Origin of the sequence: Neobacillus sp. SAB-20_R2A, from assembly GCF_049568635.1 — a bacterium.
In the GTDB taxonomy this organism is placed as follows: Bacteria; Bacillota; Bacilli; order Bacillales; family Cytobacillaceae; genus Neobacillus; species Neobacillus citreus.
Genome location: NZ_CP145895.1, coordinates 1,153,108 through 1,177,616 on the forward strand (window position 1 = coordinate 1,153,108; position 24,509 = coordinate 1,177,616).

At 39.1% G+C, this 24,509-nt stretch carries 24 protein-coding genes; 20 read left to right on the forward strand and 4 right to left on the reverse strand.

Features of this window, described 5'->3' with window-relative positions; genetic code table 11:
- Positions 1–98: 98 nt before the first annotated feature.
- Positions 99–1,652: an ABC-F family ATP-binding cassette domain-containing protein gene (locus V5M37_RS05730; protein ID WP_423801165.1), complete on the reverse strand. Its 1,554-nt coding sequence runs from the start codon at positions 1,650–1,652 to the stop codon at positions 99–101.
- Between the two features lie 291 nt (positions 1,653–1,943).
- On the opposite strand from V5M37_RS05730, the gene V5M37_RS05735 reads away from it, so the two are divergent.
- Positions 1,944–2,969 carry a tRNA dihydrouridine synthase gene (locus V5M37_RS05735; RefSeq protein ID WP_423801166.1) on the forward strand — a complete coding sequence of 342 codons (1,026 nt, stop codon included), beginning with the start codon at positions 1,944–1,946 and terminating at the stop codon, positions 2,967–2,969.
- Positions 2,959–3,591, forward strand: a complete 633-nt coding sequence (locus V5M37_RS05740) for a YdeI/OmpD-associated family protein (protein WP_423801167.1) — start codon at positions 2,959–2,961, stop codon at positions 3,589–3,591. The genes V5M37_RS05735 and V5M37_RS05740 overlap by 11 nt, the downstream gene beginning before the upstream one ends.
- A gap of 45 nt (positions 3,592–3,636) precedes the next feature.
- On the opposite strand, the gene V5M37_RS05745 is transcribed toward V5M37_RS05740, so the two are convergent.
- Positions 3,637–3,897: a hypothetical protein gene (locus V5M37_RS05745; RefSeq protein ID WP_213146765.1), complete on the reverse strand. Its 261-nt coding sequence runs from the start codon at positions 3,895–3,897 to the stop codon at positions 3,637–3,639.
- A 286-nt stretch (positions 3,898–4,183) separates the two neighbouring features.
- On the opposite strand from V5M37_RS05745, the gene V5M37_RS05750 reads away from it, so the two are divergent.
- From V5M37_RS05750 to V5M37_RS05810, 13 genes are all read left to right on the forward strand, one after another.
- Positions 4,184–4,963, forward strand: coding sequence for a transporter substrate-binding domain-containing protein (locus tag V5M37_RS05750; protein WP_423801168.1), 780 nt, complete (start codon positions 4,184–4,186; stop codon positions 4,961–4,963).
- A 60-nt stretch (positions 4,964–5,023) separates the two neighbouring features.
- The gene (locus V5M37_RS05755) at positions 5,024–5,668 is read left to right on the forward strand and encodes an amino acid ABC transporter permease (RefSeq protein ID WP_423801169.1); all 645 of its coding nucleotides are present in this window, start codon (positions 5,024–5,026) and stop codon (positions 5,666–5,668) included.
- Positions 5,665–6,393, forward strand: coding sequence for an amino acid ABC transporter ATP-binding protein (locus tag V5M37_RS05760; RefSeq protein ID WP_277398292.1), 729 nt, complete (start codon positions 5,665–5,667; stop codon positions 6,391–6,393). Before V5M37_RS05755 ends, V5M37_RS05760 begins: the two co-directional genes overlap by 4 nt.
- Positions 6,394–6,563: 170 nt before the next feature.
- On the forward strand, positions 6,564–7,400 hold the full coding sequence (gene ypfJ / locus V5M37_RS05765) for a KPN_02809 family neutral zinc metallopeptidase (RefSeq protein ID WP_423801170.1): 837 nt from the start codon (positions 6,564–6,566) through the stop codon (positions 7,398–7,400).
- Between the two features lie 201 nt (positions 7,401–7,601).
- Entirely contained in the window at positions 7,602–8,777 is a 1,176-nt protein-coding gene (locus V5M37_RS05770; RefSeq protein WP_423801171.1) for a sulfite reductase subunit alpha, read from the forward strand.
- A 267-nt stretch (positions 8,778–9,044) separates the two neighbouring features.
- A complete protein-coding gene (locus tag V5M37_RS05775; RefSeq protein ID WP_423802578.1) occupies positions 9,045–9,416 on the forward strand; it encodes a YkvA family protein in 372 nt (123 codons plus the stop codon).
- Between the two features lie 35 nt (positions 9,417–9,451).
- Positions 9,452–10,105 carry an oxidoreductase gene (locus V5M37_RS05780; RefSeq protein ID WP_423801172.1) on the forward strand — a complete coding sequence of 218 codons (654 nt, stop codon included), beginning with the start codon at positions 9,452–9,454 and terminating at the stop codon, positions 10,103–10,105.
- Between the two features lie 62 nt (positions 10,106–10,167).
- Positions 10,168–11,325, forward strand: coding sequence for a DUF4317 domain-containing protein (locus tag V5M37_RS05785; RefSeq protein ID WP_423801173.1), 1,158 nt, complete (start codon positions 10,168–10,170; stop codon positions 11,323–11,325).
- Positions 11,326–11,430: 105 nt separating this feature from the next.
- Positions 11,431–12,246 (forward strand): Cof-type HAD-IIB family hydrolase, encoded by an 816-nt coding sequence (locus V5M37_RS05790; RefSeq protein ID WP_423801174.1) that lies wholly within the window; start codon positions 11,431–11,433, stop codon positions 12,244–12,246.
- A gap of 221 nt (positions 12,247–12,467) precedes the next feature.
- A complete protein-coding gene (locus V5M37_RS05795; RefSeq protein ID WP_423801175.1) occupies positions 12,468–13,499 on the forward strand; it encodes an ABC transporter permease in 1,032 nt (343 codons plus the stop codon).
- 1 nt (position 13,500) lies between these two features.
- Positions 13,501–14,187 carry an ABC transporter ATP-binding protein gene (locus V5M37_RS05800; protein ID WP_423801176.1) on the forward strand — a complete coding sequence of 229 codons (687 nt, stop codon included), beginning with the start codon at positions 13,501–13,503 and terminating at the stop codon, positions 14,185–14,187.
- 35 nt (positions 14,188–14,222) lie between these two features.
- A complete protein-coding gene (locus V5M37_RS05805) occupies positions 14,223–14,900 on the forward strand; it encodes a response regulator transcription factor (protein WP_423801177.1) in 678 nt (225 codons plus the stop codon).
- Entirely contained in the window at positions 14,900–16,276 is a 1,377-nt protein-coding gene (locus V5M37_RS05810; RefSeq protein WP_423801178.1) for a sensor histidine kinase, read from the forward strand. Before V5M37_RS05805 ends, V5M37_RS05810 begins: the two co-directional genes overlap by 1 nt.
- 54 nt (positions 16,277–16,330) lie before the next feature.
- Here V5M37_RS05810 and hemG read toward each other — a convergent pair whose 3' ends face one another.
- On the reverse strand, positions 16,331–17,713 hold the full coding sequence (hemG, locus tag V5M37_RS05815) for a protoporphyrinogen oxidase (protein WP_423801179.1): 1,383 nt from the start codon (positions 17,711–17,713) through the stop codon (positions 16,331–16,333).
- Positions 17,714–17,931: 218 nt separating this feature from the next.
- On the opposite strand from hemG, the gene V5M37_RS05820 reads away from it, so the two are divergent.
- A complete protein-coding gene (locus tag V5M37_RS05820; RefSeq protein WP_423801180.1) occupies positions 17,932–18,747 on the forward strand; it encodes a ZIP family metal transporter in 816 nt (271 codons plus the stop codon).
- Between the two features lie 114 nt (positions 18,748–18,861).
- Entirely contained in the window at positions 18,862–19,317 is a 456-nt protein-coding gene (locus V5M37_RS05825) for a MarR family winged helix-turn-helix transcriptional regulator (RefSeq protein ID WP_423801181.1), read from the forward strand.
- Positions 19,318–19,386: 69 nt separating this feature from the next.
- Here V5M37_RS05825 and V5M37_RS05830 read toward each other — a convergent pair whose 3' ends face one another.
- Complete coding sequence (locus V5M37_RS05830; RefSeq protein WP_423801182.1) at positions 19,387–19,890, reverse strand: CarD family transcriptional regulator; 504 nt, start codon at positions 19,888–19,890, stop codon at positions 19,387–19,389.
- A 285-nt stretch (positions 19,891–20,175) separates the two neighbouring features.
- On the opposite strand from V5M37_RS05830, the gene V5M37_RS05835 reads away from it, so the two are divergent.
- From V5M37_RS05835 to V5M37_RS05845, 3 genes are all read left to right on the forward strand, one after another.
- Positions 20,176–21,777, forward strand: a complete 1,602-nt coding sequence (locus V5M37_RS05835) for a glucose PTS transporter subunit IIA (RefSeq protein WP_423801183.1) — start codon at positions 20,176–20,178, stop codon at positions 21,775–21,777.
- A 165-nt stretch (positions 21,778–21,942) separates the two neighbouring features.
- Entirely contained in the window at positions 21,943–22,722 is a 780-nt protein-coding gene (locus V5M37_RS05840; protein ID WP_423801184.1) for an HpcH/HpaI aldolase family protein, read from the forward strand.
- Positions 22,723–22,981: 259 nt separating this feature from the next.
- Positions 22,982–24,376, forward strand: a complete 1,395-nt coding sequence (locus V5M37_RS05845; RefSeq protein ID WP_423801185.1) for an MATE family efflux transporter — start codon at positions 22,982–22,984, stop codon at positions 24,374–24,376.
- The last annotated feature ends 133 nt before the right edge of the window (positions 24,377–24,509 follow it).

Here is a 24,509-nt window from a genome sequence, read left to right on the forward strand (position 1 = left end):
GGATTAGCTTTTTTAAGAAATCTTGGTATATTTATTAAAAAATTTAGATGGTTTTGTAAAAAGGGGTACCCAAGTGTTGGGTACCCCATAATCTTTATTTAAAACACTTTCGTAGTCCAATCCTCACAATTCCAAATATCGGTCGCAATTTCACGATAGAAATCAGGTTCGTGGGATACCATCAAGATACTTCCGCGGTATGCCTTTAAAGCACGCTTCAATTCTTCTTTTGCATCCACATCCAAGTGATTGGTAGGTTCGTCCAGAATTAATAAATTCGTTTCTGTGTTGATAATTTTACACAATCGAACTTTAGCTTTTTCGCCACCTGAAAGGACTTCGACTTTACTTTCAATATGTTTCGTCGTTAATCCACATTTTGCAAGAGCAGCACGGACTTCAGCTTGATTCATACTTGGGAACGTGCTCCAAATCTCTTCAATACAAGTGTTGTAGTTGGACTGTTTAACTTCCTGCTCGAAGTAACCAATGTGTTGATACTCACCACGTTCCACTTTACCCTCCAGCGGATCAATCAATCCAAGAATACTTTTTAAAAGAGTAGACTTACCAATACCATTTGCACCTACGAATGCAATTTTTTGTCCGCGTTCCATTTTTAAATTCAGAGGGCGGGAAAGTGGTTCATTGTAACCAATAACAAGATCTTCAGCCGTGAAAATATAACGACTAGCTGCACGAGCTTCTTTGAAATTAAACTCTGGCTTCGGCTTCTCTCTCCCTAATTCAATTACTTCCATTTTGTCGAGCTTCTTTTGACGAGACATCGCCATATTACGAGTCGCAACACTTGCCTTGTTACGAGCAACAAAATCTTTCAAATCAGCTATCTCTTGTTGTTGACGCTTATATGCGGACTCTAGCTGTTGCTTCTTCATTTCATATATTTTTAAGAAGTTATCATAGTCACCAACATAGCGGTTCAACTCTTGGTTTTCCATATGATAGATCAAGTTAACAACATTGTTCAAGAATGGAATATCATGTGAAATCAAGATAAATGCATTCTCATATTCCTGTAAATAGCGCTTCAACCATTCGATATGCTGTTCATCCAAATAGTTTGTAGGCTCGTCTAGTAATAGGATTTCAGGCTTTTCCAGCAAAAGCTTAGCTAGCAAAACTTTCGTACGTTGCCCGCCGCTAAGATCATCTACATCTCGATCGAGTCCAACATCGTCTAATCCTAGACCGCGGGCAACTTCCTCAACTTTTGCATTAATTCGATAGAAATCATTACTATCTAAAGTTTCTTGCAGCTCTCCAACTTCTGCAAGTAATGCATCGATATCAGCGCCTTCATCACCCATTTTTGCATAAAGTTCATTGATCTCTGATTCAGCATCAAAAAGATATTGAAAAGCAGTACTTAAAGCTTCACGCATCGTAGTACCTTTTTGAAGTACAGCATGCTGATCTAAATAACCAACACGAACTTTTCGTGACCACTCAACTTTCCCCTCGTCGGGCTGCAGCTTTCCCGTCACAATATTCATGAAAGTAGACTTACCCTCACCATTCGCTCCAACTAGTCCAACGTGCTCTCCTTTTAAAAGTCGAAAAGACACATCATTAAAAATCGCACGATCACCGAAACCGTGACTTAAATTTTGTACGTTTAATACGCTCATTTTTTTAACTCCTTATCTAATGTCACATGTGGATATCTTACTAGATTTTGTCTGCTTTTTCTATCTGGAATTAATTTCTTGAGAAAAATTAATTCCATTTTTGGGCTGAATTGCAGTCTGTAGCATTTACCAAGTCGCAGGACTGGGTTTATTCTTATTTCGGAAATTCAACCATCGCCTGAAAGGAACATTTTGTGTTTGATAATAAGTTATAAAGCATGATATAAGTGTAAAAGAAGTAGAACTTTTGGTTTTATATTTTTTGGCCTAGTGCGTGAAATTATATTCATTATGAGAGGATTTGAGTTTAAATTGATAGATAATTTTTGGCGTGATTTACCACGACCATTTTTTATACTTGCACCAATGGAAGATGTGACAGATGTTGTTTTTCGTCACGTAGTAAGTGAAGCGGGGCGACCGGATGTATTTTTCACAGAGTTTACAAACTCGGATAGCTATTGTCATCCAGAGGGCATGAAAAGTGTGCGTGGCCGTTTGACTTTTACAGAAGATGAACAGCCAATGGTGGCACATATTTGGGGGGATAATCCCGAATATTTCCGCCAAATGAGTATTGGCATGGCAGAGCTAGGATTTAAAGGCATCGATATTAATATGGGGTGCCCTGTACCGAATGTGGCATCGAGAGGGAAAGGCAGTGGCCTTATTCTGCGTCCAGACGTTGCGGCAGAACTTATTCAAGCAGCAAAAGCGGGCGGACTGCCTGTCAGCGTGAAAACACGACTTGGCTATCAGGAGGTTCAGGAGTGGGAGGATTGGCTAACGCATATTTTAAAACAGGATATTGCGAACCTTTCTATTCATTTACGTACACGAAAGGAAATGAGCCAAGTAGATGCGCATTGGGAACTAATTCCGGAAATCAAAAAATTGCGTGACCGTATTGCACCGAATACGCTACTAACAATCAATGGAGACATTCCTGACCGTCAAACTGGGCTGCAACTTGCTGAACAATATGGTATTGATGGCGTTATGATTGGGCGGGGTATTTTTAAAAATCCTTTTGCTTTTGAAAAAGAGCCAAAAGAGCATAGCAGTAAAGAATACCTTGATCTTTTAAGACTGCAGCTTGATCTTCAAGATCGCTATGCGGAAGTACTGCCGCGTTCAATCACAGGGCTTCATCGCTTTTTCAAAATTTATGTCAAAGGATTCCCTGGAGCTGCTGAATTAAGAAATCAATTAATGAACACGAAATCATCAGATGAAGTCCGTGCATTGCTTGATAATTTTGGGTCAAAGAATCTTGATGGAATGGCGGAAAGAGGAGGTGTTCCTGATGGCAAATAGTGAAATGAATCCTAAGGTTGATAAATATTTAATTGATGGTTGTATGCGTTGTCCGCTCGGGGCTACTCCCGACTGTAAAGTCAACAATTGGCCGGAAGAATTAGAGAAATTAAGAATGATTGTTCTTGACTGCGGGTTGACAGAAGAATTGAAATGGGGAGTTCCTTGCTACACATTTCAGAAAAGTAATGTACTGATAATTAGTGCTTTTAAAGAATACTGTTCGCTTAGTTTTTTCAAAGGTTCCCTGTTAAAAGATGCCCATCGGATTCTAGAAAAGCCAGGGGAAAATACGCAAGCGGGACGCCTGGTAAAGTTCACCAATGTTAAGCAAATAGTTGAGCTCGAACCTATCTTGAAAGCTTATATTCATGAAGCCATTGAAGTAGAAAAAGCCGGTTTGAAAGTGGAATTTAAAAAGGATCCAGAGCCAATTCCTGAAGAACTTCAAAATAAATTTGAGGATATTCCTGCCTTGAAAACTGCTTTTGATGCATTGACGCCGGGGCGGCAAAGAGCATACATTCTTCATTTTTCAGCACCCAAACAATCCAAAACCCGGGTGTCAAGGATTGAAAAATGTATGGAGAAAATTCTCGCTGGAAAGGGATTAAATGATTAGTTGATTCGATGAAAATAGCCGTTCCAAATGGAACGGCTTTGTCTTTTATTTAATCCGAAATAATTCATATCCATTCCCTTTGGTAATCCATTTTTGTTTTTTTTCTTTATCGCTTAATGCTTGATGAAGCTTAAATAGCGCTAAGTTTTTAGCTGTTTCATGGGTACCGCCATAACAATCATGAACGGTTATTTCCCCATTCGTTGCAGAGATAATGTATCTATCTTCGTCAAGCCAAATACGATATCTAACTTTCCCGTGCCGATACCAAATCCAATTCCGAATTTTCTTTATCAACCACGGCATTAAATTCACCCCACTTTCTCTTACTTTTAAAATTCAACATTTGTTATGTGCTTCCTATAGAATGATTTGGATATATTGTGACGTTTTCAAAAAATCTAAAAACAAAACTATATTTGTTATATATAAATAATAAAATCTGAAAATTTACAAAATAAAAAATAGTGGAATACTTTAAAAATATTCAATTTACCAAAAACTAATAGTTTTATATGATTTTTAGGTATGATATATTAATAAAGTAATAATGTTTTATCTATTAAAAATAATCTAAAAAGGGGTACATTGAATGAAAAAGATTGGTTTATTTAGTTTATTTTTAATCCTTACGATCTTTATCGCAGCATGCGGAAGCAAGGAAACACCAACTTCCGGAGAGAAAGCGAAAGATGAAAAGGTATATAAGGTTGGAGTAGATACCACTTACCCTCCATTTGAATATAAAGAGGGAAATGATTATAAGGGTATCGATATCGATTTGATTAATGCAATCGCGAAAAATCAGGGTATTAAAATTGAGCTTAATCCAATGGATTTTGGTGGAATTATTCCAGCTATGCAAGCTAATCAGCTTGATGTAGCCATTGCCGGAATGAGTATTACAGATGAAAGAAAAAAGGTAGTAGATTTTTCAACACCGTATTTTGATGCAGGATTAACAGTTGTTGTTAAAAAAGACAATTCAACTATTAAATCAGTTAATGATCTTAAAGGGAAAACTGTTGCTGTTAAAAAAGGAACAACAGGTGCCAAATATGCAGAAGATAATGCATCGAAACTAGAAATTAAGGTCGTTCAATTTAACGATAGCCCGGCAATGTTCCAGGAAGTTTCTAATGGAAATGCAGATGCGCTTATCGAAGACTATCCTGTAATTTCTTATGCTATTGCCCAAAAAGACCTTGGTTTGAAAATCGTTGGTGATCGCTTAAATGGCGACCAATATGGAATTGCTGTTCTAAAAGGACAAAACCAGGATGTATTAAAGAAGATTAATAAAGGCCTTGAAGAACTCAAAAAAGACGGAACCTACGATAAAATTGTAGAAACATACCTTGGCAAAAAATAAATATCAAATATAGGGCGCGCTCACAGCGCGCTTTTTATTCTAGAAAGGGGATGAAAAAGAGTGGATATTATTACGGCAGCATTACCAATATTAATAAAAGGACTTGAAGTCACACTTTATATATTTGTTATTGCTATTATTCTAGGGTTTTTAATTGGTTTATTAATGGCCTTGTTACGTCTTGCTCCTTTTAAAATCTTGAATTGGATTGCGAAGGTATATGTCGATGCAATTCGTGGAACTCCATTTATCGTGCAGTTATTTTTTATTTATTTTGGAGTAAATTCACTGCATTTGGTTTCCCTAAACAATACGACAGCGGGTATTATAACTGTTGCGATCAATGCTGGGGCATATTTTGCAGAGATTATCAGAGCGGGTATTCAATCAATTGATAAGGGGCAAACAGAGGCAGCTAGGTCGATTGGTTTTACGTCTGCACAAACGATGCGTTTCATTATCCTGCCTCAGGCGTTTAGAAGGATGCTCCCTACTATTACAAACCAATCCATTATTAGTTTAAAGGATACTTCTCTTTTATCGGTTATTGGTATTGCTGACTTAACACAACAGGGTCAAATACAGGCTGCTGCAACCTTTGAAGCCTTTAAAATTTGGCTGACTGTAGGTGTCATTTATTTTATCATTATTTATCTATTAACCATACTTGCTAACTTTATAGAAAGGAGGATCGAGATGCGATGAGCATTATTACTGTAAAAAACTTAAGAAAATCATTCGGGAACCTAGAGGTATTAAAAGATATTAATGCTGAGGTTCAAGAGAAAGAAGTTATCTGTGTAATCGGTCCTTCTGGATCGGGAAAGAGTACATTCCTTCGCTGCTTAAACCGCCTGGAGGAAATCTCGGGCGGCGAAGTAGTGATTAATGGACATAATATCACTGACCCGAAGATTAATATCAATAAAGTCAGGCAGGAAGTCGGAATGGTCTTCCAGCAATTTAATTTGTTCCCTCATAAAACTGTTTTAGAAAATATCACGTTAGGGCCGATTAAAATTCTTTCTAAAGATAAAGCGGAAGCTGAAAAAAAGGCTCTTGAGTTACTTGATAAGGTGGGACTTAAGGAAAAAGCAGGCAGCTATCCGGGAGAACTGTCCGGCGGACAAAAACAGCGGGTTGCCATCGCAAGGGCACTGGCCATGAATCCAAAAATCATGCTTTTTGACGAACCGACTTCTGCACTTGACCCGGAAATGGTCGGGGATGTATTAGAAGTTATGAAACAGCTTGCCAAAGAAGGTATGACGATGGTGGTTGTGACGCATGAAATGGGATTTGCCCGAGAAGTTGGAGACCGTGTCATTTTCATGGATGGCGGGTATATTGTCGAAGAAAATGAACCGAATCAGTTATTCGGCAACCCACAGCATGAGAGAACAAAGGCTTTCTTAAGTAAGGTGCTATAAACAAAAATAGCAGGATCATTTTATAGAGGAGAACCTAAAAGTAGAGATACTTTTGAGGTTCTTTTTTTTTATAACCTTTATGACTAACATTACCAGAAATAACTATATTCAACTCTCCCTAATGTGGGAATAACACTAAATATCTACATTTGTTTTAGGGAGGTAAAAAAATGAAGTGGAAAGGAAGACGGCAAAGCGCCAACGTTGAAGACAGAAGAGGAATGGGCGTGGGGGGCAAAACCATCATTGGCGGCGGTGTTGGCGGCCTCATTATTGTTCTCCTGTTTACACTTTTAGGAGGCAACCCAGGGGATTTAATTAACAACAATTCTTTGAATAATAATCCCGATAAGAATGCTCCTTATGAGGAATCCGCTAAAGAGAAGGAACAAAAGGAATTTGTGTCGGTAGTTCTGGCTGATACAGAGGATGTATGGACCGCGGAATTCAAGAAGAAAGGGATGGAATACGAAAATCCAAAGCTTGTTTTGTATAGGGACAATGTTCAGTCGGCGTGTGGGTTGACTAGTTCTGCTGTGGGGCCGTTCTATTGTCCTGGTGACCATAAGCTATACATTGACTTAAGTTTTTATGAGGAACTGAAACAAAAATTCCAAGCACCTGGTGACTTTGCGATGGCGTATGTAATCGCCCACGAGGTCGGGCATCATGTTCAGACTCTTTTACATATGGGAGACCAAGCTTCAGAAGCCCAGAAGCGAACCAATGAATACTCAGTCCGGTTTGAATTGCAGGCTGATTATTTGGCGGGTGTTTGGGCCCACTTCGCTCAAGGCAAGGGCTACCTCGAAAAGGGGGACCTTGAAGAGGCACTCAATGCTGCAAAAGCTGTCGGTGATGATAATATCCAGAGAAGATCACAGGGATATGTGGTTCCTGACACCTTTACACATGGTACCTCCGAGCAAAGGAAGCGGTGGTTCAACAAGGGCTTCGAGAACGGGACAATTGAAGGCGGAGATACGTTTAAAGCGGAAAGTCTTTAAATTTTTTTAGGATATTATCATATTATCAAAAAGGAGATAGCCCGCTCATTTGTTGGCTATCTCCTTTTTTACACCATTAAATCCTTCAAAAGAGTTTTTTCAATAATTTTAAAATTATTTACCAGTGTGTGTGAAACGACACATCTGATATGATAGTGATATGTTATCTTAGATATATATTACTTTTGGAGGTAATGGGAAATGCAACTTACTTTAGAAAATACTAAAAATACCAAAAGTGACAACCAGCCATTTTCAAGGACCAATCCTTTTCAGGCAAAGGTTCTAAAAAATATTAATTTAAATGGGTCAGGCTCTAGTAAAGAAACAAGGCATATTGAGTTATCATTAAAAGGCTCAGGCCTTTCTTACAATCCAGGTGATGCACTTGGCGTTGTCCCTGCAAATGACCCGGAACTTGTGGCTGCCCTTCTTGAGGAAATGGCCTGGGATGAAGAGACGGAAGTAACGGTTGGCAAGCAGGGTGAAACACTGTCACTTAAGGAAGCGCTGACAAACTATTTTGAAATTACACTTCTATCGAAGAAAATTTTACAACAGGCAGCAACATTCACTGAAAACGAAGATTTGCAAAAACTTATTTTGGTTGAAAATGCTGCTCAGTTAAAGGAATATTGCTATGGGCGAGACCTGCTCGATATGCTACGTGATTTTGGCCCATGGAAGGCATCTGCACAGGATATCGTTTCTTTATTAAGAAAAATGACACCGCGCCTCTATTCTATTGCAAGCAGTATTGCTGCTAATCCGGAGGAAGTTCATCTAACTATTGGAGCTGTTCGCTACACATCACACGGGCGTGAGCGAAAAGGGGTTTGCTCTGTTTTATGTGCAGAACGTGTTCAAGAAGGAGATACCTTGTCGGTCTTTGTTCAGGCAAATAAGCATTTCCATTTGCCGGAGTCCGGTAATACAGATATTATTATGGTTGGTCCGGGGACAGGCATTGCACCATTCCGTTCTTTTATCCAGGAACGTGCCGTTAATAAAGCAGCTGGCCGCACATGGCTGTTCTTTGGGGACCAGCATGCAGCATCAGATTTCCTATACCAAGCAGAGTTGGAAACCTATCAAAAAGATGGGGTTCTGACAAAGCTTGATACTGCCTTCTCCCGCGATTCAGATCAAAAAGTTTATGTACAGCATAAAATGCTTGAACATGGCAAAGAATTATTTGAATGGCTGGAAAAGGGCGCTTACTTCTTCGTTTGTGGAGATAAGGAACATATGGCGAAAGACGTCAACGATGCGCTGATTACTGTGATAGAAAAAGAAGGTGCATTTGACCGTGAGGCAGCCGAGGCATATCTGAAGGAGCTGCAGAAGCAAGGACGTTACCTGCGCGATGTTTATTAAAATAAAAAGATGTTAAATACATTTAGAAAGGAACCTTTCGTTCGATGGACGAGGTTCCTTTTTTAGCTAATAGGAAACTATAAATTTTCACAAATTTATAATTTCCTAACGCATAAATTCAACTACGCCTCTGTCTTCGTCCTATCGGACTCGCCAATCGGCGAGTTTTCATTTACTTAATGATAATAAATTGAGGTAAAATAATGATATGAACAAATGAAAGGATTGTGGAAAGTGGCTAATAACGAAGAAGATATCAAAAAGCAAATGGAAGCCTCCGGTGAGAATTATTCCGACGATAAGTTCTGGGATAAATTAAAGAAATTTGCCAAAAAAGCGGGTTCATCCGTTGTATATGCAGTTTTGCTCTTATATTATACGCTTCAAAAACCGGAAGTACCGGCTAAAGCAAAAGCCATCATTATAGGCGCTTTGGGATATTTCATCCTGCCATTAGATTTAATTCCTGATGTTGCGGTTGGTGTCGGGTACACGGATGACTTAGGAGCGTTAGGAGTCGCTCTATTGCAAGTTGCTATGTACATTGATGAGGACATAAAAAATAAAGCAAAAGAAAAACTTAAAGATTGGTTTGGCGATCACGTAGACACATCAGATATTGACAAAAAGCTTGTTTAAAGGATTTTTAACGGGAAATTGGGAGGAATAATAAGATGAATCGAAAAGCAGTTGTTGCTGGGGCGACCGGCTTGGTAGGAAAGGAGCTCGTAAAGCTTTTACTAAACAATCCGGAATACACAGCTGTAATGCTTATTGTCCGGCGGCCAACAGGGATTGCCCATCCAAAGCTGCAGGAGAAGATCGTCGATTTCAACCGATTGGAGCAATCCGATGTAAATTTGACGGGAGCGGATGTGTTTTGCACTCTTGGAACGACGATTAAAAAAGCAGGCAGCCAAAAGGCTTTCCGCTTGGTAGACTATGAATATCCGCTGGCACTTGGCCGAATGGCAAAAGCCCAGGGGGCGAAGCAGTTTCTCCTTATAACATCAATGGGAGCAAATCCCGCATCCCGGACATTTTACATTCGCGTGAAGGGAGAGGTTGAGAAGGAATTGCGTGAACTTGGTCTTTCCGCATTACACATTTTCCGGCCATCGCTTTTACTTGGTAACCGGGAGGAATTTCGATTCGGAGAACGCATTTCGGCAGTCTTTTCTAGTATACTGTCACCGCTCTTTTTAGGAACACTGAAAAAGTACAAGCCCGTACACGCGGAAACAGTAGCAGGTGCAATGCTTCGTATTGCGCAAAAAGGCACTTCAGGAATCCACGTATACGAATCAAACCAAATTGTACAAGCATAGCTAGCTTAGAGGTTTCCGAATATTTTTTTAGACAGTATAATCAGGGATGGGAGATGAGACAAATGAATAAAAAAGACATCGCTAATATCCGCAAGGAATTTAAATTGGACAATTATCGGATGAACATTCGTGAAATCTTTAATGTTTACGTTCAAAAAGAATCAGGTGAGATTTATCACCAAGTCAGCCAGCCGTTTCAAATGCTAGAACAGGAAACGCAGGAATTGTTTTTGAAAAACTTTAAAAAAGTTTTGACTGGCCAACTTGATGCCAAATTGTTTGAGCTGAAGTTCACGCGTGATGTGGAAGACAGCACACAATCATTCCTCTACGAAGGATTGCAGGCGGACTCGGAAGACTGGCAAGAATACATGCTGGAAATTGTCACAAAAATGTTTGCGCGTGGGGCCTATGAATTTGATACAGTTGTAACATTTATTCGGGCGGAATACCGAAAACAGACGAAGAAGCGGAACCAGGAGTCCGAAGAAGGCGGGGATGATGAGGTTTATTCCAGCGGAATTATCCTTTGCAGCCTCAATAAAACAGATCAACCGAAAAAGGCATTAATGTTTGATTATATCGAGAAAGAATTCAAATCCTATAACTTTGTGGATCCTATTATAAATTTAGACTCCCCATTATCGGGTTTTCTGTTCCCTGCTTTTAATGACAATGCAGCAGATGTGAACCATATTCTTTACTGTGCTGGGAAAGCAAATCAACCTGATTTCACATTTATTGAAGAGGTTCTCAATTGTGAAGACATCATTACAGCTCAGGAAGATAAGGACAGTTTTGACCAGGTCTTAAAAGAGGTAATAGGAGACGAAGTAGATTCCGCGGTTATTTCAAATGTTTACGAGGAAATCGATAGGGTAGTACAAGAGAATATAGAAAACGAGGAAAGTGAAATCCCTACATTGGACTATCGGGACATCGAACGGATCTTAACAGTCAGCGGTGTCGAAAATATCGATACAGCCAAAGTGGAGCATGCCTTCAAAAGTGTCGTTGCTGATGAAAAGCATGAGTTCAAGGCAAGCAGTTTAGTCCCGAAATCGATAAAAATAAGCACCAAGATTGCCGATGTAACGATTAATCCGAAAGACTTGAAAAACGTAAAATACATAACATACGAAGGAAAACGCTGCCTATTGCTGGAGGTAGATGAAGAAGTAATTGTTGAAGGTTTTCGACTAGAATCGAATACACTTTAATAGGGCCCTTTAAGGTCCTTTTTCTTTGATTGACATGAAACCCGTTTCATAAATTAGACTAATAAATGATCAGGAATGAAGGATTGCTAAAATGAAGATTTGGGAATGTTACAAAATAATTATACTTTGAAAGTGGGAACAAAAGTGAAACATAGCGTGATTTTTTTCGATATAGACGGAACGCTGCTTGACTCAAAAAAAGAGCTTCCTGCAGCAACCAAAGAGGCCATTCTTGAATTAAAGGAACTGGGACATGTTGTCGCAATTGCTACCGGACGGGCTCCTTTTATGTTTGAAGATTTGCGAGAAGAATTGGATATCAATACATTTGTAAGCTACAACGGACAATATGTGGTGTTAAACGGGGAAGTTTTATATACCAATCCACTGAATACGACTTCATTGGAAAAACTAACGGAAACGGCGCTTATAAATAATCATCCCGTTGTCTTCATGGACCATGAGGATATGAAAGCCAATGTGCCGGACCATGCCTACATTAATGAAAGCATTGGAACATTAAAAATCGATCGAACTCCTACGCACGACCCGCATTATTACAAAGGGCGAGATTTGTTTCAAACGCTCCTGTTTTGTACGGAAGGTGAAGAAAAACAATACGAACGGGATTTCCATGACTTTGATTTTATACGATGGCATCCCCTCGCTGTTGATGTTCTTCCAAAGGGAGGGTCAAAAGCAAAAGGAATTGAAAGGATCGCTGAAAAACTAGGAATTCCTCCGGAACGGCAATATGCCTTTGGCGATGCACTGAATGACTTGGAAATGCTCACAACCGTAGAGAATAGTGTGGCAATGGGGAATGCAGAAGAAAAGGTGAAAAAAGCCGCAAAATATGTAACGAAATCCGTTGATGACAATGGAATTTTCCACGGCCTGAAAATGGTCGGGTTACTATAAAGGAATGGCAATCTAAAGAAAAGAAACAGTTTCTAAACTAGCGATTAGAAATTGTTTCTTTTTTTTAGCTAATAGGAAAGTATAAATTCAACTACGCCTCATGAACCGTCCTAACGGACTCGCCAATCGGCGAGTTTTCATTTAATGTAACCTCCTGTTCATCGTCAGTTCACACAGCGATTATAAACTGAGGATGTCAATAAGGAATTGGAGGTATGAACATGAACATTGCTTGGAAAGAAATGAAGAAAAATAAAGCACGGTTTTTGATATTAGGGTCAATCGTTTTTCTCGTCAGTTTACTCACGTTTATTATATCTGGTTTGGCCAATGGATTATCACAAGATAATGCAGCATTAATTAAAAATCTGCCCGATGGAACATTTTATATGACCAAAGAGGCAGATAAAAACTATAACCTTTCAAGAATAAATCACAGTATCCAAGAAAAAGTTTTAAACCAGCAAAAAAACGCTGCAGCCATTTCTATTCAAATGGGATTTTTGATTGACAGTGATGGGAAGCAGCGAAGCGCCGCCTTTGTTACATCGACTGATTCAAGGCTGTTTAAAAATGTGAAAAAGGGAGAAATCATCCTGGACAAGTCGATGAAAGAAGATGGTATTAAAATAGGTGAAACTTTTACAAACAATCAGTATAATGGCAAGTTTGTTGTTAAAGGCTTTGTGGACAACCAAAAATTCAGCCATGCACCAGTTGCCTTTATTAATATGGAGGACTACAAGGAAATGTACCGGGTTAACGATATGCAATTGATCTTTATACCTGGAGGGGATGGGGCACAATTCGCAGGCTTACAAGCTTTTTCGAACAATCAGTTTCTGAGTACGATTTCGAGTTATAAAGCGGAACAGATGTCCCTCAATATGATCATCTGGTTTTTGGTAGTCATTAGCGGCATGTTGTTTGCCATCTTTTTCTACATGATGAACGTTCAAAAAATCGGATTGTACGGTATTCTTAAAGCCATTGGTGTCAAAACGAGTGCGTTGTTTAAAATGATGTGGACTCAAATGGTTTTTATAACAGCCATTTCGCTTAGTTTATCTGTTGGCCTAAGCCAAATATTTAATATGGCGGCACCTAAAGGATTGCCTTTTCATCTAACCCTTGAAACAACTGTACAATTGTCCATCATTTTCCTATTGATTGGCTTTATTGGGGCCACACTATCTGGTATACAAATAAAAAAAGTCGAGCCATTGCAGGCGATTCAACAAGGAGAGGTATAATATGACTATATTTACAATTGATGAAGTACGAAAGACTTTTTCAACCGGTGAAATTAACGAGGAAATCCTGAAGGGAATTAGCCTTTCTTTAATAGAAGGTGAGGTAACCGCCTTAGTGGGTGCGTCAGGTTCCGGGAAAAGCACACTGCTTACGATAGCGGCAGGACTTCAGCCGGCATCAGACGGGCAAGTCATATTTGAGGGGCAAAATATAACTACGATGAATTCAGAGCAGGTGCGACAAATCCGAGCTAATCATTTCGGGTTCGTCTTTCAATTTGCCCATCTGGTACCTTTTCTGACCGTAGAAGAACAGTTAATGCTAATGTTGGATGTATCGGAATCTAAACTAAAGAAACATGAGCAAAAAAAGGAAATTGCTAAAATCCTAAAATTAGTTGGAATGGATCATCGGAAAAATGCTTACCCGGCTTCTTTATCCGGTGGGGAAAGACAGCGGGTTGCCATTGCCCGCGCCATAATCCATAAACCAAAAGTCCTCTTTGCAGATGAACCCACTGCCAGTTTAGATTCAAAAAGGTCTAAAGATGTGATGAAGTTAATCAGCAATTTAACAAAAACGCTTAACATAACGACCTTAATGGTGACTCATGATGAAGAAATGCTGTCATTTGCTGACCGTATTATTAAAATGAGTGATGGCCAGATTTTACCCAGTGCAGTTTAATTTTCACAGATAGAGAAAAATAGGAGAACCATTGAATGCCAAATATTTTAATTGTTGACGATGATATCAATATATTAAAGCTATTAAATATACACTTATCTGAACAAGGCTATACGGTATTCCAGGCGAAGAACGGAATGGAAGCATTGGAGATGCTGAAAAAAGATGCCTGTGATATAGCAGTAGTGGATGTGATGATGCCGTTTATGGATGGCTATGATTTAACAAAAGAGATTCGTAAAGATTATGACATTCCAGTTATTCTTTTGACGGCAAAAAATCAAATCGAAGATAAGGAGCAGGGATTTAAAGCAGGAACCGATGATTATCTCGTTAAGCCCTTTGAACCTAGGGAGTTAACATACCGTATTAAAGCATTGTTAAGGCGATATGATCATCAAATTGATGAATCGATCCTAAGAGTTGGCAGTACAACCATCAACAAAAAGAGCTATGAAGTTCAGATTGAGAACCGAACATTACTCTTGCCTTTAAAGGAATTTGAACTTTTATATTATCTTGCAGCTAATCCTAAACAAGTGTTTTCCAGAGAACACCTGATTGAACAAATCTGGGGCTTGGATTATGAAGGAGATGCGCGGACCGTAGATGTTCATATAAAAAGATTACGAGAACGGTTTTCTAAGTTGACGCATGACTTTCAAATAAAAACAATCCGCGGTGTTGGATATTTATTGGAGGTCCAACATTAATGAAAACACTTTATGTGAAATTTATCGTGATTACGATTGGAATGATGCTGATAAGCTTTATCTTAGCTTTCCTCATCTCCAATATCTATTACCAGCAAAAATTGAAGCCTTATAATGACGATAAAAACACAAAGGTGGCACTAGATATTGCTGCCTTTGCGGAGGCGCATCCTGAGATAAGCCTGACGGAGTATCTAAAAAGCATCACTAAAGTCGGTTATCAAATATGCCTTGTCGATAAGGATGGAAACCGAATCTTTTTGGGAGATCCGTTTCGGGATAAAAGTCTTCCAGTTTCCACTCAACAGGATGTATTAAGGGGCGATATTTTTCACGGAATGCTTCATTTTCCTCAGGAAACATTTGTTACGGGCTTTTTTGCTGATGAGCTAAAGAATACGATTGGTGTTCCATTGCAACATAAAGGAAAAACCTATGCTCTTTTTATTAGGCCGGATATCAAGTTCCTTTTCAACGAGATGCACATTTTATTTGGTTGGATCCTTGTACTGGCAATTACTTTGAGCATTGTGATGGTCCTAATTAATACAAAATATTTAGTGAAACCAATTTCTAACCTAACAAAAGCCACAAAATCACTGGCAAACGGCGATTTTAATGTGGAATTGGATAGTACCCGCCATGATGAGTTAGGGGAACTTTCCGAAAGTTTTTCGCGGATGGCGAGAAAATTAGCACAAATGGAAGACATGAGAAAGGAATTTATCTCGAATATTTCTCATGATATCCAGTCGCCGCTTTCCAATATTAAAGGATATACGAACCTATTAGAAAATCAATCGTTAAGTAAAGAAGAAAGAAACCAATTTTTATCTATTATTAATGGTGAAATTAGCAGGCTTTCCACCTTAACAAAGCAATTATTGCTCCTTGCCTCGCTAGATCGAAATGAGGATATTTTAAGGGAAAATCCATTTAATGTTGGCGCGCAAATCAAGGAATTGGTGCGAATTCACCAATGGGCAATAAATGAAAAAGAGATCATGCTAAGCTATTCCCTGCCGGATATCGAGATTGTCGGCGACCCATCCATGCTGAATACGGTCTGGGATAACCTTCTGTCCAATGCTATGAAATATAATAGACCAAATGGGACTATTGATATTTCGATTGAAAAAAGAGGGAAATCCGTTTATGTGACTTTTGAGGATACAGGAATAGGGATGAATAATTTGGAATTAGAAAGGATCTTTGACCGCTTTTATCGGGCAGACAAGGCACGAACTCGAACCATTGAAGGGACAGGGCTCGGTTTATCCATTGTTAAGACAATTATCGACCTGCATGGTGGTCACATTGATGTAAGAAGTAAAGAAAATGAAGGGACTGCTTTTATAGTTGAATTACCTGTTTGATAATGTTTAATTTAAAAAGAGGATAGCTGAATAAAAGCAGCTATCCTTTAAATGTTAGAACGTCTGAACAATCTTTTTGGCTGAATCTATCCCGTTTTCAATGCAATCAGGGATTCCCACGCCATAGTAAGAACAACCGGCTAGGATAACCCCCGGGTAAACGGCTGCCATTTTGCTTTCAAGTGCTTCAACACTCTTCGGATGGGTAATCAAATAATTCGGCATTTGTTCGGTCCATTTGGTAATTACACTGTCAGCAGGGTTGGCGGTAATACCAAGGGATTTGTGAATATCACCAAGTGCAACCTTTAGGAGTTCTTCTTGATCCATTTCCTTTAATCCACCGAATGCAGGATGGCTGCTTTTATAAAACAATCTAACAAGCAGGTTCCCTGATTTAGATGTATGCTCCCATTTCCGACTTGTCCAAGTGCAGGCGTTGCAGGACAACTCATCTGTATTCGCGGCGATAAACCCTGTTCCATCAGCAGGAAGGACACTGTCAGGCACGTCAAAGCCGACATACACACTAATCAATGAACTGTTTTTCAACCCGGCGAAATCCTGTGACAGATCAGGGTCATTGATTAAGGATCCAGCAACCGTATGCGGTATACTAAGGATAATATAATCCGCTTGGATGATTTCCTGATTGTTTAGAACCACTTGGTAATTGCTGCCTTCTTGTTCTATTTTCGTGACATTTGTATTTAGTAAAATTTCCACTTCATCGAGCTTTTCCTCAAACGCATCTATAAGCGAGCCTAAGCCATTTTGAAAAGAAAGAAACTTCCTTTCTCCACCTTTAAATTTCTGCTTATTTGCTTCGAGGCCCTTGATGATACTTCCGTATTTTTCTTTATAATCAATTAAATAGGGAAGGGTGGAGGCGATAGTTAAGTCACTAAGTTTTCCGGAATAGACACCGGATAGGACAGGGGCAATTTGTTTTTCAACCAATTCCCTTCCAAGAAAATGCTCCAGAAAAGAACCGATGGAGTCAATCTTGGTGAACGTTTCATTTTTTGTATAAAAATCCTTCAGTGCCGCCACTTTTCCTTCGGCAGAAACGAGTGTGCTCTTCGCCAGTGATTCAATACTTGCAGGAATACCGAAAACTGCATCATCCGGAATGGGCTTTAATTCTCCATCTATGTAAATAAACGATCGGCCTGTCGCATTGTAGACAATTTCTGTCGCTAAACCAAGTTCCTCAAATATAGACATGGACTCCATTTTGCGGGCCACGATGGAATCCGCTCCTGCCTCCATGATAAATCCATCTTGTTTGACAGTTCGGATTTTCCCGCCAAGCTGCTGGGACGCTTCGACCAGTATCAGCCTTAAGTTTAATCCGTTTCTCTTCTTCCATTTTTGCAATTCATACATGGCTGATAGCCCCGTAATTCCACCGCCAATCACTACGACTGTTTTCACTGCTGCCACCTCTTAAATATTTTAAACTTCGTCACTTTTTTAAGTTTACCATACCTCGGTAAAAAACATTTATATGCTCAATGGTTTTTTGTAGGATGGCAACGGTTTAAAAACGCTCTGATTTTTCCGGATATTATTAGCTAAATTTCAACAATCTAGAAATAATGATTGGGGAAATTCCGATAACACTATTTCGTTCTATAAAGGGGTTCATTATAATGGTAGAGTTTTTTCAAGAATTTAACCCTATTACTCAAGCATTCATAGCTACTCTATTTACTTGGGGAATGACTGCTATTGGGGCTGCCTTAGTTTTTGCCACGAAAACAATCAACCAGCGCTTAATGGATAGTATGTTGGGATTTGCGGGCGGTGTCATGATTGCGGCCAGCTATTGGTCATTACTGGCCCCAGCCATCGAAATGTCGGGAGATAATCCTATAGGAACTTGGTTTCCGGCAGCCTTTGGTTTTTTAATAGGAGGTATTTTTTTATGGGGTATTGATAAAATTTTACCCCATCTTCATCCGAATGCGCCGATTGGTAAAGCAGAAGGATATCATCCGAAAGGGAGAAAAAGAAGTACTTTGTTAGTGCTCGCCATCACTTTACATAATATACCGGAGGGGTTGGCGGTCGGAATTGCTTTCGGTGCACTTGCAAATGGAGGAACTGAAGCATCCTTAGCCGGAGCTTTGACGCTGGCCCTTGGAATCGGTATTCAAAACTTTCCTGAAGGCGTTGCGGTTTCCATGCCATTAAGAAGAGAAGGAATGTCCCGCAGAAAGAGCTTCTTATACGGGCAATTTTCAGGTATGGTTGAGCCGATTGCTGCTCTCATCGGTGCATTTGCTGTCGCATTTATTGAAACGTTATTACCTTATGCATTGAGTTTTGCGGCTGGAGCTATGATCTTTGTGGTAACCGAAGAAGTCATTCCAGGTTCTCAAGAAAATGGCAATAAAGATTTGGCTTCTATGAGTTTAATGGTTGGTTTCGTATTGATGATGATACTTGATGTGGCATTAGGTTAAAAATTGTTTTTGGGATTCATCAGCCGGATGTGAATGCAATATAGGTTGCAATCAATAGATGTCAAGTAAGTTGACATTTAATAACCGAATTTTGTATAGTAAGTGGCGAAGAAGATGATTGGAGTGAATCGTTTGAGTTCCGCCTCTGGATTACAAAATTTAGACCTTATAGATTTATTAAGTGAGCGTCATACTTTGGTCAGAAGAATTTCGGAGAAAGCATGGAATGACCAAAGTGATATATATATTTCAAATTCTGAGTGGTATATCATGGCCAGGATTTATAAAAAGAGACCTACCATCGCGTATGTTACAAAAAACGTAGACATTTCCCGTCAGGCGATCCATAAATTTATGAAAAACCTTGCTGCAAAGGGATTAGTGGAAATCAGCAATGCAGAAAATAACAGAAAAGAGAAGTGCATCCAGTTAACAGCCTTAGGGGAAGAATGCTACGAAAAAAACGCGGCTCTAAAAGAACAGTTTGAGAATAAAATTGCAGAAAAAATAGGTGCAGAGCAACTAAAAATCCTTAAGGCGCTATTAAAGTTAGATTGGGGAATAGAATAATCATTGCTAGATTAAAGAGAAACCTCCTCTTGTTAATACAAGAGGAGGTTTCTCTTTCGTTGAAAATAATTAGTTATTTTCAGTTATTAAATCAATGATCGTTTCATTTATTTCTCCAGAAGTCGTTTCAAGAGAAATAGCTAATTCTTTAAATAGGATACTTTGTATTGTGTCCAAAAGTTTACGGTCTTGTTCATAAAGTTTTCTTCCGCGTAATTCAACATCAATTTTTTGCCTCATAAGCGTATTTACCAATTTGGCAATTTCTTTTCGATCACCTGAATTTACAATATTCGAATATAACTGGTGCCGGATGTTAGGCTTGTCATTCCATTTTACCCCAGGATATTTAAAGGACTCAATTATTTCATTTGCTTCCTCACTATCAGGAAGTTCATGCATAACTACTTTACTATTATGAACAGGAGTACTTATTGTTAATTGATTATTGCCTTCCGTAGGATGTAATACATAATACAGGCTTGTTTTACCAGATACTGTTTTTTCACAAATATCATCAATTTTGCATATGCCATGTACGGAATAGATGACCATATCTCCAATACTAAACATTTGATCACTCCAATTCAAATTGATGTCAACTAAGTTGATAATAACATAATACCATTTTAAAAAAACTTTGTCAACTTGGTTGACGTTGTGAAAATTTGATAAATTTAGTTGGTATGAGTGGAGATACCTGTAAAAGCCATTCGTAAAAAGAGTATTTTTACGAATGGTTTCTTTTTTTAAAAGTCTATGATAAGGATGATTCCCATTGAAAAAAGTAATAATAAGATGAAGTTGCTGTACGAAAAGTTTGTAAAAACGTAAATTTCAATCAAGGAGATCATAAATGTGAACGCGATTAATACTTCAAAAGATGTGGCTGAAGAAAAACAAGAAACGGTCATGAATAAAATATTAGGAGTAATCAGTGGAAGTTTCGCACCTATTTTAGGGGTACTTGCTGGATCCGGACTCATTTCAGCTTTATTATCAATTCTATTGACATTAGGGTGGTTATCTCCTAAAAGCGGAACCTTTGCCATTCTTTCTGCAGCTGGACATGCTATTTTTTACTTCTTTCCAGTTTTTCTCGGCATTACATTAGCCACAAAACTTGGAGCTAATGGCTATGTCGGCGGTGCGATCGGTGCTGCACTCTTGGAACCCCATTATACGGATTTAGTAGCATCAAAAGCTCAAAACGTAGATTTCTTAGGGATTCCGGTTATATTAGCAAACTATTCCTCAACCGTTTTTCCAATATTAATTGCTGTTTCCATATACGCCGTATTAGATAAGTTTTTGAAAAAAGTAATATATAAAGACTTACAAATGTTTTTGAATCCACTTATTTCATTAGCGATAATCGTTCCCTTAACAGTACTTGTTTTTGGCCCTTTTGGTACATATGTGGGAGGGGGCTTAGCATTTGTGATCAAATTTTTAAGTGCAAAAAGCGGTATTTTGACAGGAGCAGTGCTGGGGGCTGCATGGTCATTCTTGACCATATTAGGTCTTCACTGGGCAGTTGTTCCAATCATGATTGCAAATCTGGCAACCGGCGGTGACCCGATTAGCCCGATGGTAGCAGCAGCTCCATTTGCGCAAATCGGGATGGGGCTTGGGGTTCTCTTAAAAACTAGGGATAGGGACTTGAAAACACTAGCCGGGTCAGGGCTTATTCCTAGTGCCTTAGCTGGTACAACTGAAATCATTACATATGGTATTCTTGTACGGTACAAACGAACGATGGTAATTGTGGCAATAGCCGGAGCAATTGGCGGCGCAATTAATGGGGCATTTGGAGTAAAAGGGACTGCCTTTGCTCTCCCAAGTTTCTTATCTATTCCTGTCTTTACACCAATCGGGCTCTATTTAATCGGGACTATAGTGGCGTTAATAATTGCACTGGTTCTTACATTAGTGATAGGCTATGAAGGAAAAAATAACGCTGAATCGGCCAAAACGATTAAAGAATTTGGACTAGCGGATGTAAAGCGAGAAACCATTATAAGCCCGTTAAGCGGAGAAGTTATTCCTTTAAGCAAAATTGAAGATCCGTTGTTTTCAACTGAAGTGGTAGGAAAAGGTATTGTCATTGAACCATCCAAGGGTGAAGTGGTTTCTCCGGTGGATGGTAGGGTTACTACTCTTTTTCCAACTGACCATGCTATAGGGATTACATCAGAAGATGGAGCTGAAATCTTAATTTATGTTGGGGTGGATACCATTAATCTGAACGGTCAATTTTTTACTGCGCATGTAAAACAATGGGATACCGTTAAAAAGGGAGACTTGCTGATTCAATTTGACATTGAAAGAATTAAAGCAGCAGGCTACGATGTTAAAACTCCGGTAGTCATTACCAATTCCGGTCAATATTTAGATGTGATTCCAACCAAAGACGTGAGTGTCGAAATGAAAGATGAATTAATCAGACTTATTGTATAACATAGAAGGTGAGGGATCGTTCCGTTCCTCACCTTTATCCTTGGGATGTATGGGGTGAGGAATTAAAAAAACATAATTCTACACTATATATATTTATTAATAAACTGCTAGGAGAAGAATCCCGGCAGTTTTTAAAAATTATCTAAAATGATGGGAGAAAATAACGTGAAGAACAAAATAAAAGAAAAAATGCTGAAAGGTGAAAATACTTTGGGCACATTTCATGTAATTGGAAGTGCTGCTGCTGTTGAGTGTTTAGGGTATGCAGGACTTGATTATGTGGTCGTCGATTCGGAACACGGGCCATTTGATGTAGAAAGTGCGCAAACGTACATACGTGCAGCCAAATTGGCTGGAATTACCCCGCTTGTTCGGGTTAAAGACGGACAACGAAACTCTATTCTAAAGATGCTCGATGTGGGTGCAATGGGGTTAATCATTCCTAACGTACAATCTGTTGAAGACGTAAAGAAGATAATTAAGTACGGAAAATACTATCCAATCGGTGAACGCGGCATTGCGCCGACTAGCGGCAGCTCCTTCTGGTACACAGACTATGCTTCACAAGGATTGGATCATTATTTCGAGGTCAGCAACAGCGAAACCTTGATCATTCCACAATGTGAAACTCTTGACTGCCTGGAAAATATTGAGGAAATCGTAGGTCTTAATGGTGTAGACGGCATCTTTGTAGGGCCGTTTGATCTGTCCACCGCTTTGGGTAAGCCTGGTCAATTTGAAGATACCGAGGTTAAGGATGCTATTCAAAAAATCATTGATGCCTGCAAAAAAGCTGGTAAATTTGCCTTTATCTTTGCTGGTTCTGAACCGGATATTCAGAAAAACTTTGAAATGGGATTCGATTCCGTCGCGTATAGTATGGATGCAATCGTCTTAACAGAAGCAATTAAGAAAATTATCGCTAACGCAAAATACAAGAAATGAAATAAATAGTAACAATGAGGGTCCGGAAGGGGGAGTCGAAAAGGCACTGCGTAGAGTGGGCCTTCCTGTACTCCACCTCTTCAGGCCTTCTTTTTTTATGTTAATTGAATACCTGTTCATGTTACATGGAAATATAGAATGAAACTGCCTCTTAAGATTTGAAATGAAGGCACTTTTTAGTTGATTTGATAGTTTGGTAAAAGTGGTATAATAATCACTATCATTTAACAAATTAAATCTTAACAAAGAAGTGTTGAGAATGAATAATACCATTGGAATGATGAAAAGTAAGGCAAAACCATTGTTAAATAAATATTTTAGCGGAGAATCGATTGATTACAGGGAAATGATTGCTATCATTATTCCTCTTTTTGTCGATCAGGCATTCCTTGTCTTGATGAGTTTTTTAAATACCGCGATGATCAGCTCCGCAGGGGCGGCTGCAGTCAGTGCGGTAAGTATGGTAGATTCATTGAATATTTTCCTAGTTAATGTTTTTATTGCCGTGGCGACAGGAGGTACCGTAATTGTGGCCCAATATAAAGGCAGCGGGAACATGGGGATGGTCTCCAAAACGGCAACGCAGGCAATAACCGCTGTTACCTTATTTTCTGTATTGATCAGTTCCCTTGTTATCATTTTTCATACACCAACCTTAAATATCCTGTTTGGTAAAGCGGAAGCGGATGTATTTCATAATGCTAGAATCTACCTAATTGGCAGCTGTATTTCTTATCCCTTCATCGCCATCTTTCAAGCTGTGTCCGGTTCATTGCGAGGTGTTGGGGAGACAAAGCCGTGCTTGAAATTATCCTTAATCATGAATGTAACGAACACCATCCTAAATGTGTTGTTTATAACCATTTTTCATATGGGTGTGGAAGGTCTTGTGATGTCGATTATTTTAGCAAGAGTAATTGGAATGGCAGCTTCCATGATTTATATCATAAAATACAATGAGACAATTCATTTCCGAATAAAAGAGGCTTTGAAAATAGATATATCCATCCTTAAAAAAGTAATGTTTATAGGTCTGCCTTTTGCGGCGGAACAGTTATTTTTCAATGGCGGAAAGCTGTTAACCCAAACGTTTATTGTCCAACTTGGGACCATGGCAATGACGGCCTACGCGATCAGCAATTCCTTTGCTTTGTTATTTCAAATTGGTCCCAATGCCTTAAGTATTGCAAGTGTAACGGTTGTCGGGCAATGTATCGGGCAAAGGAATACCACGGATGCGAGGAAATTTACTAAATCGCTGATTGGTTTTTCCTCGATTCTCTTTGTGATTGCTGCAGTAATTGTTGTGCCGTTGTATCCTCTATTAATCAAAATGTTCAGTCCACCTGAAGAGATTGTTGGAACCATTTTTATGATGACTTTAATCGTTGCTATAGCTCAGCCATTTTTGTGGTCACTTAGTTTTATTATGCCATCAGCACTAAGGGCAGCTGGAGATTCGAACTTTACATCAGTCGCATCGTTGCTGTCGATGTGGCTGCTCCGTGTTGTCCTTGGGTATATTTTGGGAATTACCCTTGAATTTGGTATTATCGGTGTTTGGGCCGCTATGGTAATCGAATGGGCGGTCCGTGGATTGATTTTTACTGGAAGATTCAAAGGGGAGAAATGGTATTCTCATAAGCTTGTATAATTTTTAAAAGAAACGGTGAAAAATTGAAACGTTGAGTTTTAAAAAAAAGGGCCAGTCAACCCGCATTATTAGGTGCGGGATCTGGCCCTTTTTCCGTAGATGTCGAAATTTTTGTCATATTTTTCTACATAAA

Bases quoted from the DNA above. Each gene is read 5' to 3' on its own strand.
- V5M37_RS05730 (WP_423801165.1), bottom strand. From the start codon at position 1,652: ATGAGCGTATTAAACGTACAAAATTTAAGTCACGGTTTCGGTGATCGT.
- V5M37_RS05735 (WP_423801166.1), top strand. From the start codon at position 1,944: ATGAGAGGATTTGAGTTTAAATTGATAGATAATTTTTGGCGTGATTTA.
- V5M37_RS05740 (WP_423801167.1), top strand. From the start codon at position 2,959: ATGGCAAATAGTGAAATGAATCCTAAGGTTGATAAATATTTAATTGAT.
- V5M37_RS05745 (WP_213146765.1), bottom strand. From the start codon at position 3,897: ATGCCGTGGTTGATAAAGAAAATTCGGAATTGGATTTGGTATCGGCAC.
- V5M37_RS05750 (WP_423801168.1), top strand. From the start codon at position 4,184: ATGAAAAAGATTGGTTTATTTAGTTTATTTTTAATCCTTACGATCTTT.
- V5M37_RS05760 (WP_277398292.1), top strand. From the start codon at position 5,665: ATGAGCATTATTACTGTAAAAAACTTAAGAAAATCATTCGGGAACCTA.
- ypfJ (WP_423801170.1), top strand. From the start codon at position 6,564: ATGAAGTGGAAAGGAAGACGGCAAAGCGCCAACGTTGAAGACAGAAGA.
- V5M37_RS05770 (WP_423801171.1), top strand. From the start codon at position 7,602: ATGCAACTTACTTTAGAAAATACTAAAAATACCAAAAGTGACAACCAG.
- V5M37_RS05775 (WP_423802578.1), top strand. From the start codon at position 9,045: ATGGAAGCCTCCGGTGAGAATTATTCCGACGATAAGTTCTGGGATAAA.
- V5M37_RS05780 (WP_423801172.1), top strand. From the start codon at position 9,452: ATGAATCGAAAAGCAGTTGTTGCTGGGGCGACCGGCTTGGTAGGAAAG.
- V5M37_RS05785 (WP_423801173.1), top strand. From the start codon at position 10,168: ATGAATAAAAAAGACATCGCTAATATCCGCAAGGAATTTAAATTGGAC.
- V5M37_RS05790 (WP_423801174.1), top strand. From the start codon at position 11,431: ATGTTACAAAATAATTATACTTTGAAAGTGGGAACAAAAGTGAAACAT.
- V5M37_RS05795 (WP_423801175.1), top strand. From the start codon at position 12,468: ATGAACATTGCTTGGAAAGAAATGAAGAAAAATAAAGCACGGTTTTTG.
- V5M37_RS05800 (WP_423801176.1), top strand. From the start codon at position 13,501: ATGACTATATTTACAATTGATGAAGTACGAAAGACTTTTTCAACCGGT.
- V5M37_RS05805 (WP_423801177.1), top strand. From the start codon at position 14,223: ATGCCAAATATTTTAATTGTTGACGATGATATCAATATATTAAAGCTA.
- V5M37_RS05810 (WP_423801178.1), top strand. From the start codon at position 14,900: ATGAAAACACTTTATGTGAAATTTATCGTGATTACGATTGGAATGATG.
- V5M37_RS05820 (WP_423801180.1), top strand. From the start codon at position 17,932: ATGGTAGAGTTTTTTCAAGAATTTAACCCTATTACTCAAGCATTCATA.
- V5M37_RS05825 (WP_423801181.1), top strand. From the start codon at position 18,862: ATGATTGGAGTGAATCGTTTGAGTTCCGCCTCTGGATTACAAAATTTA.
- V5M37_RS05830 (WP_423801182.1), bottom strand. From the start codon at position 19,890: ATGTTTAGTATTGGAGATATGGTCATCTATTCCGTACATGGCATATGC.
- V5M37_RS05845 (WP_423801185.1), top strand. From the start codon at position 22,982: ATGAATAATACCATTGGAATGATGAAAAGTAAGGCAAAACCATTGTTA.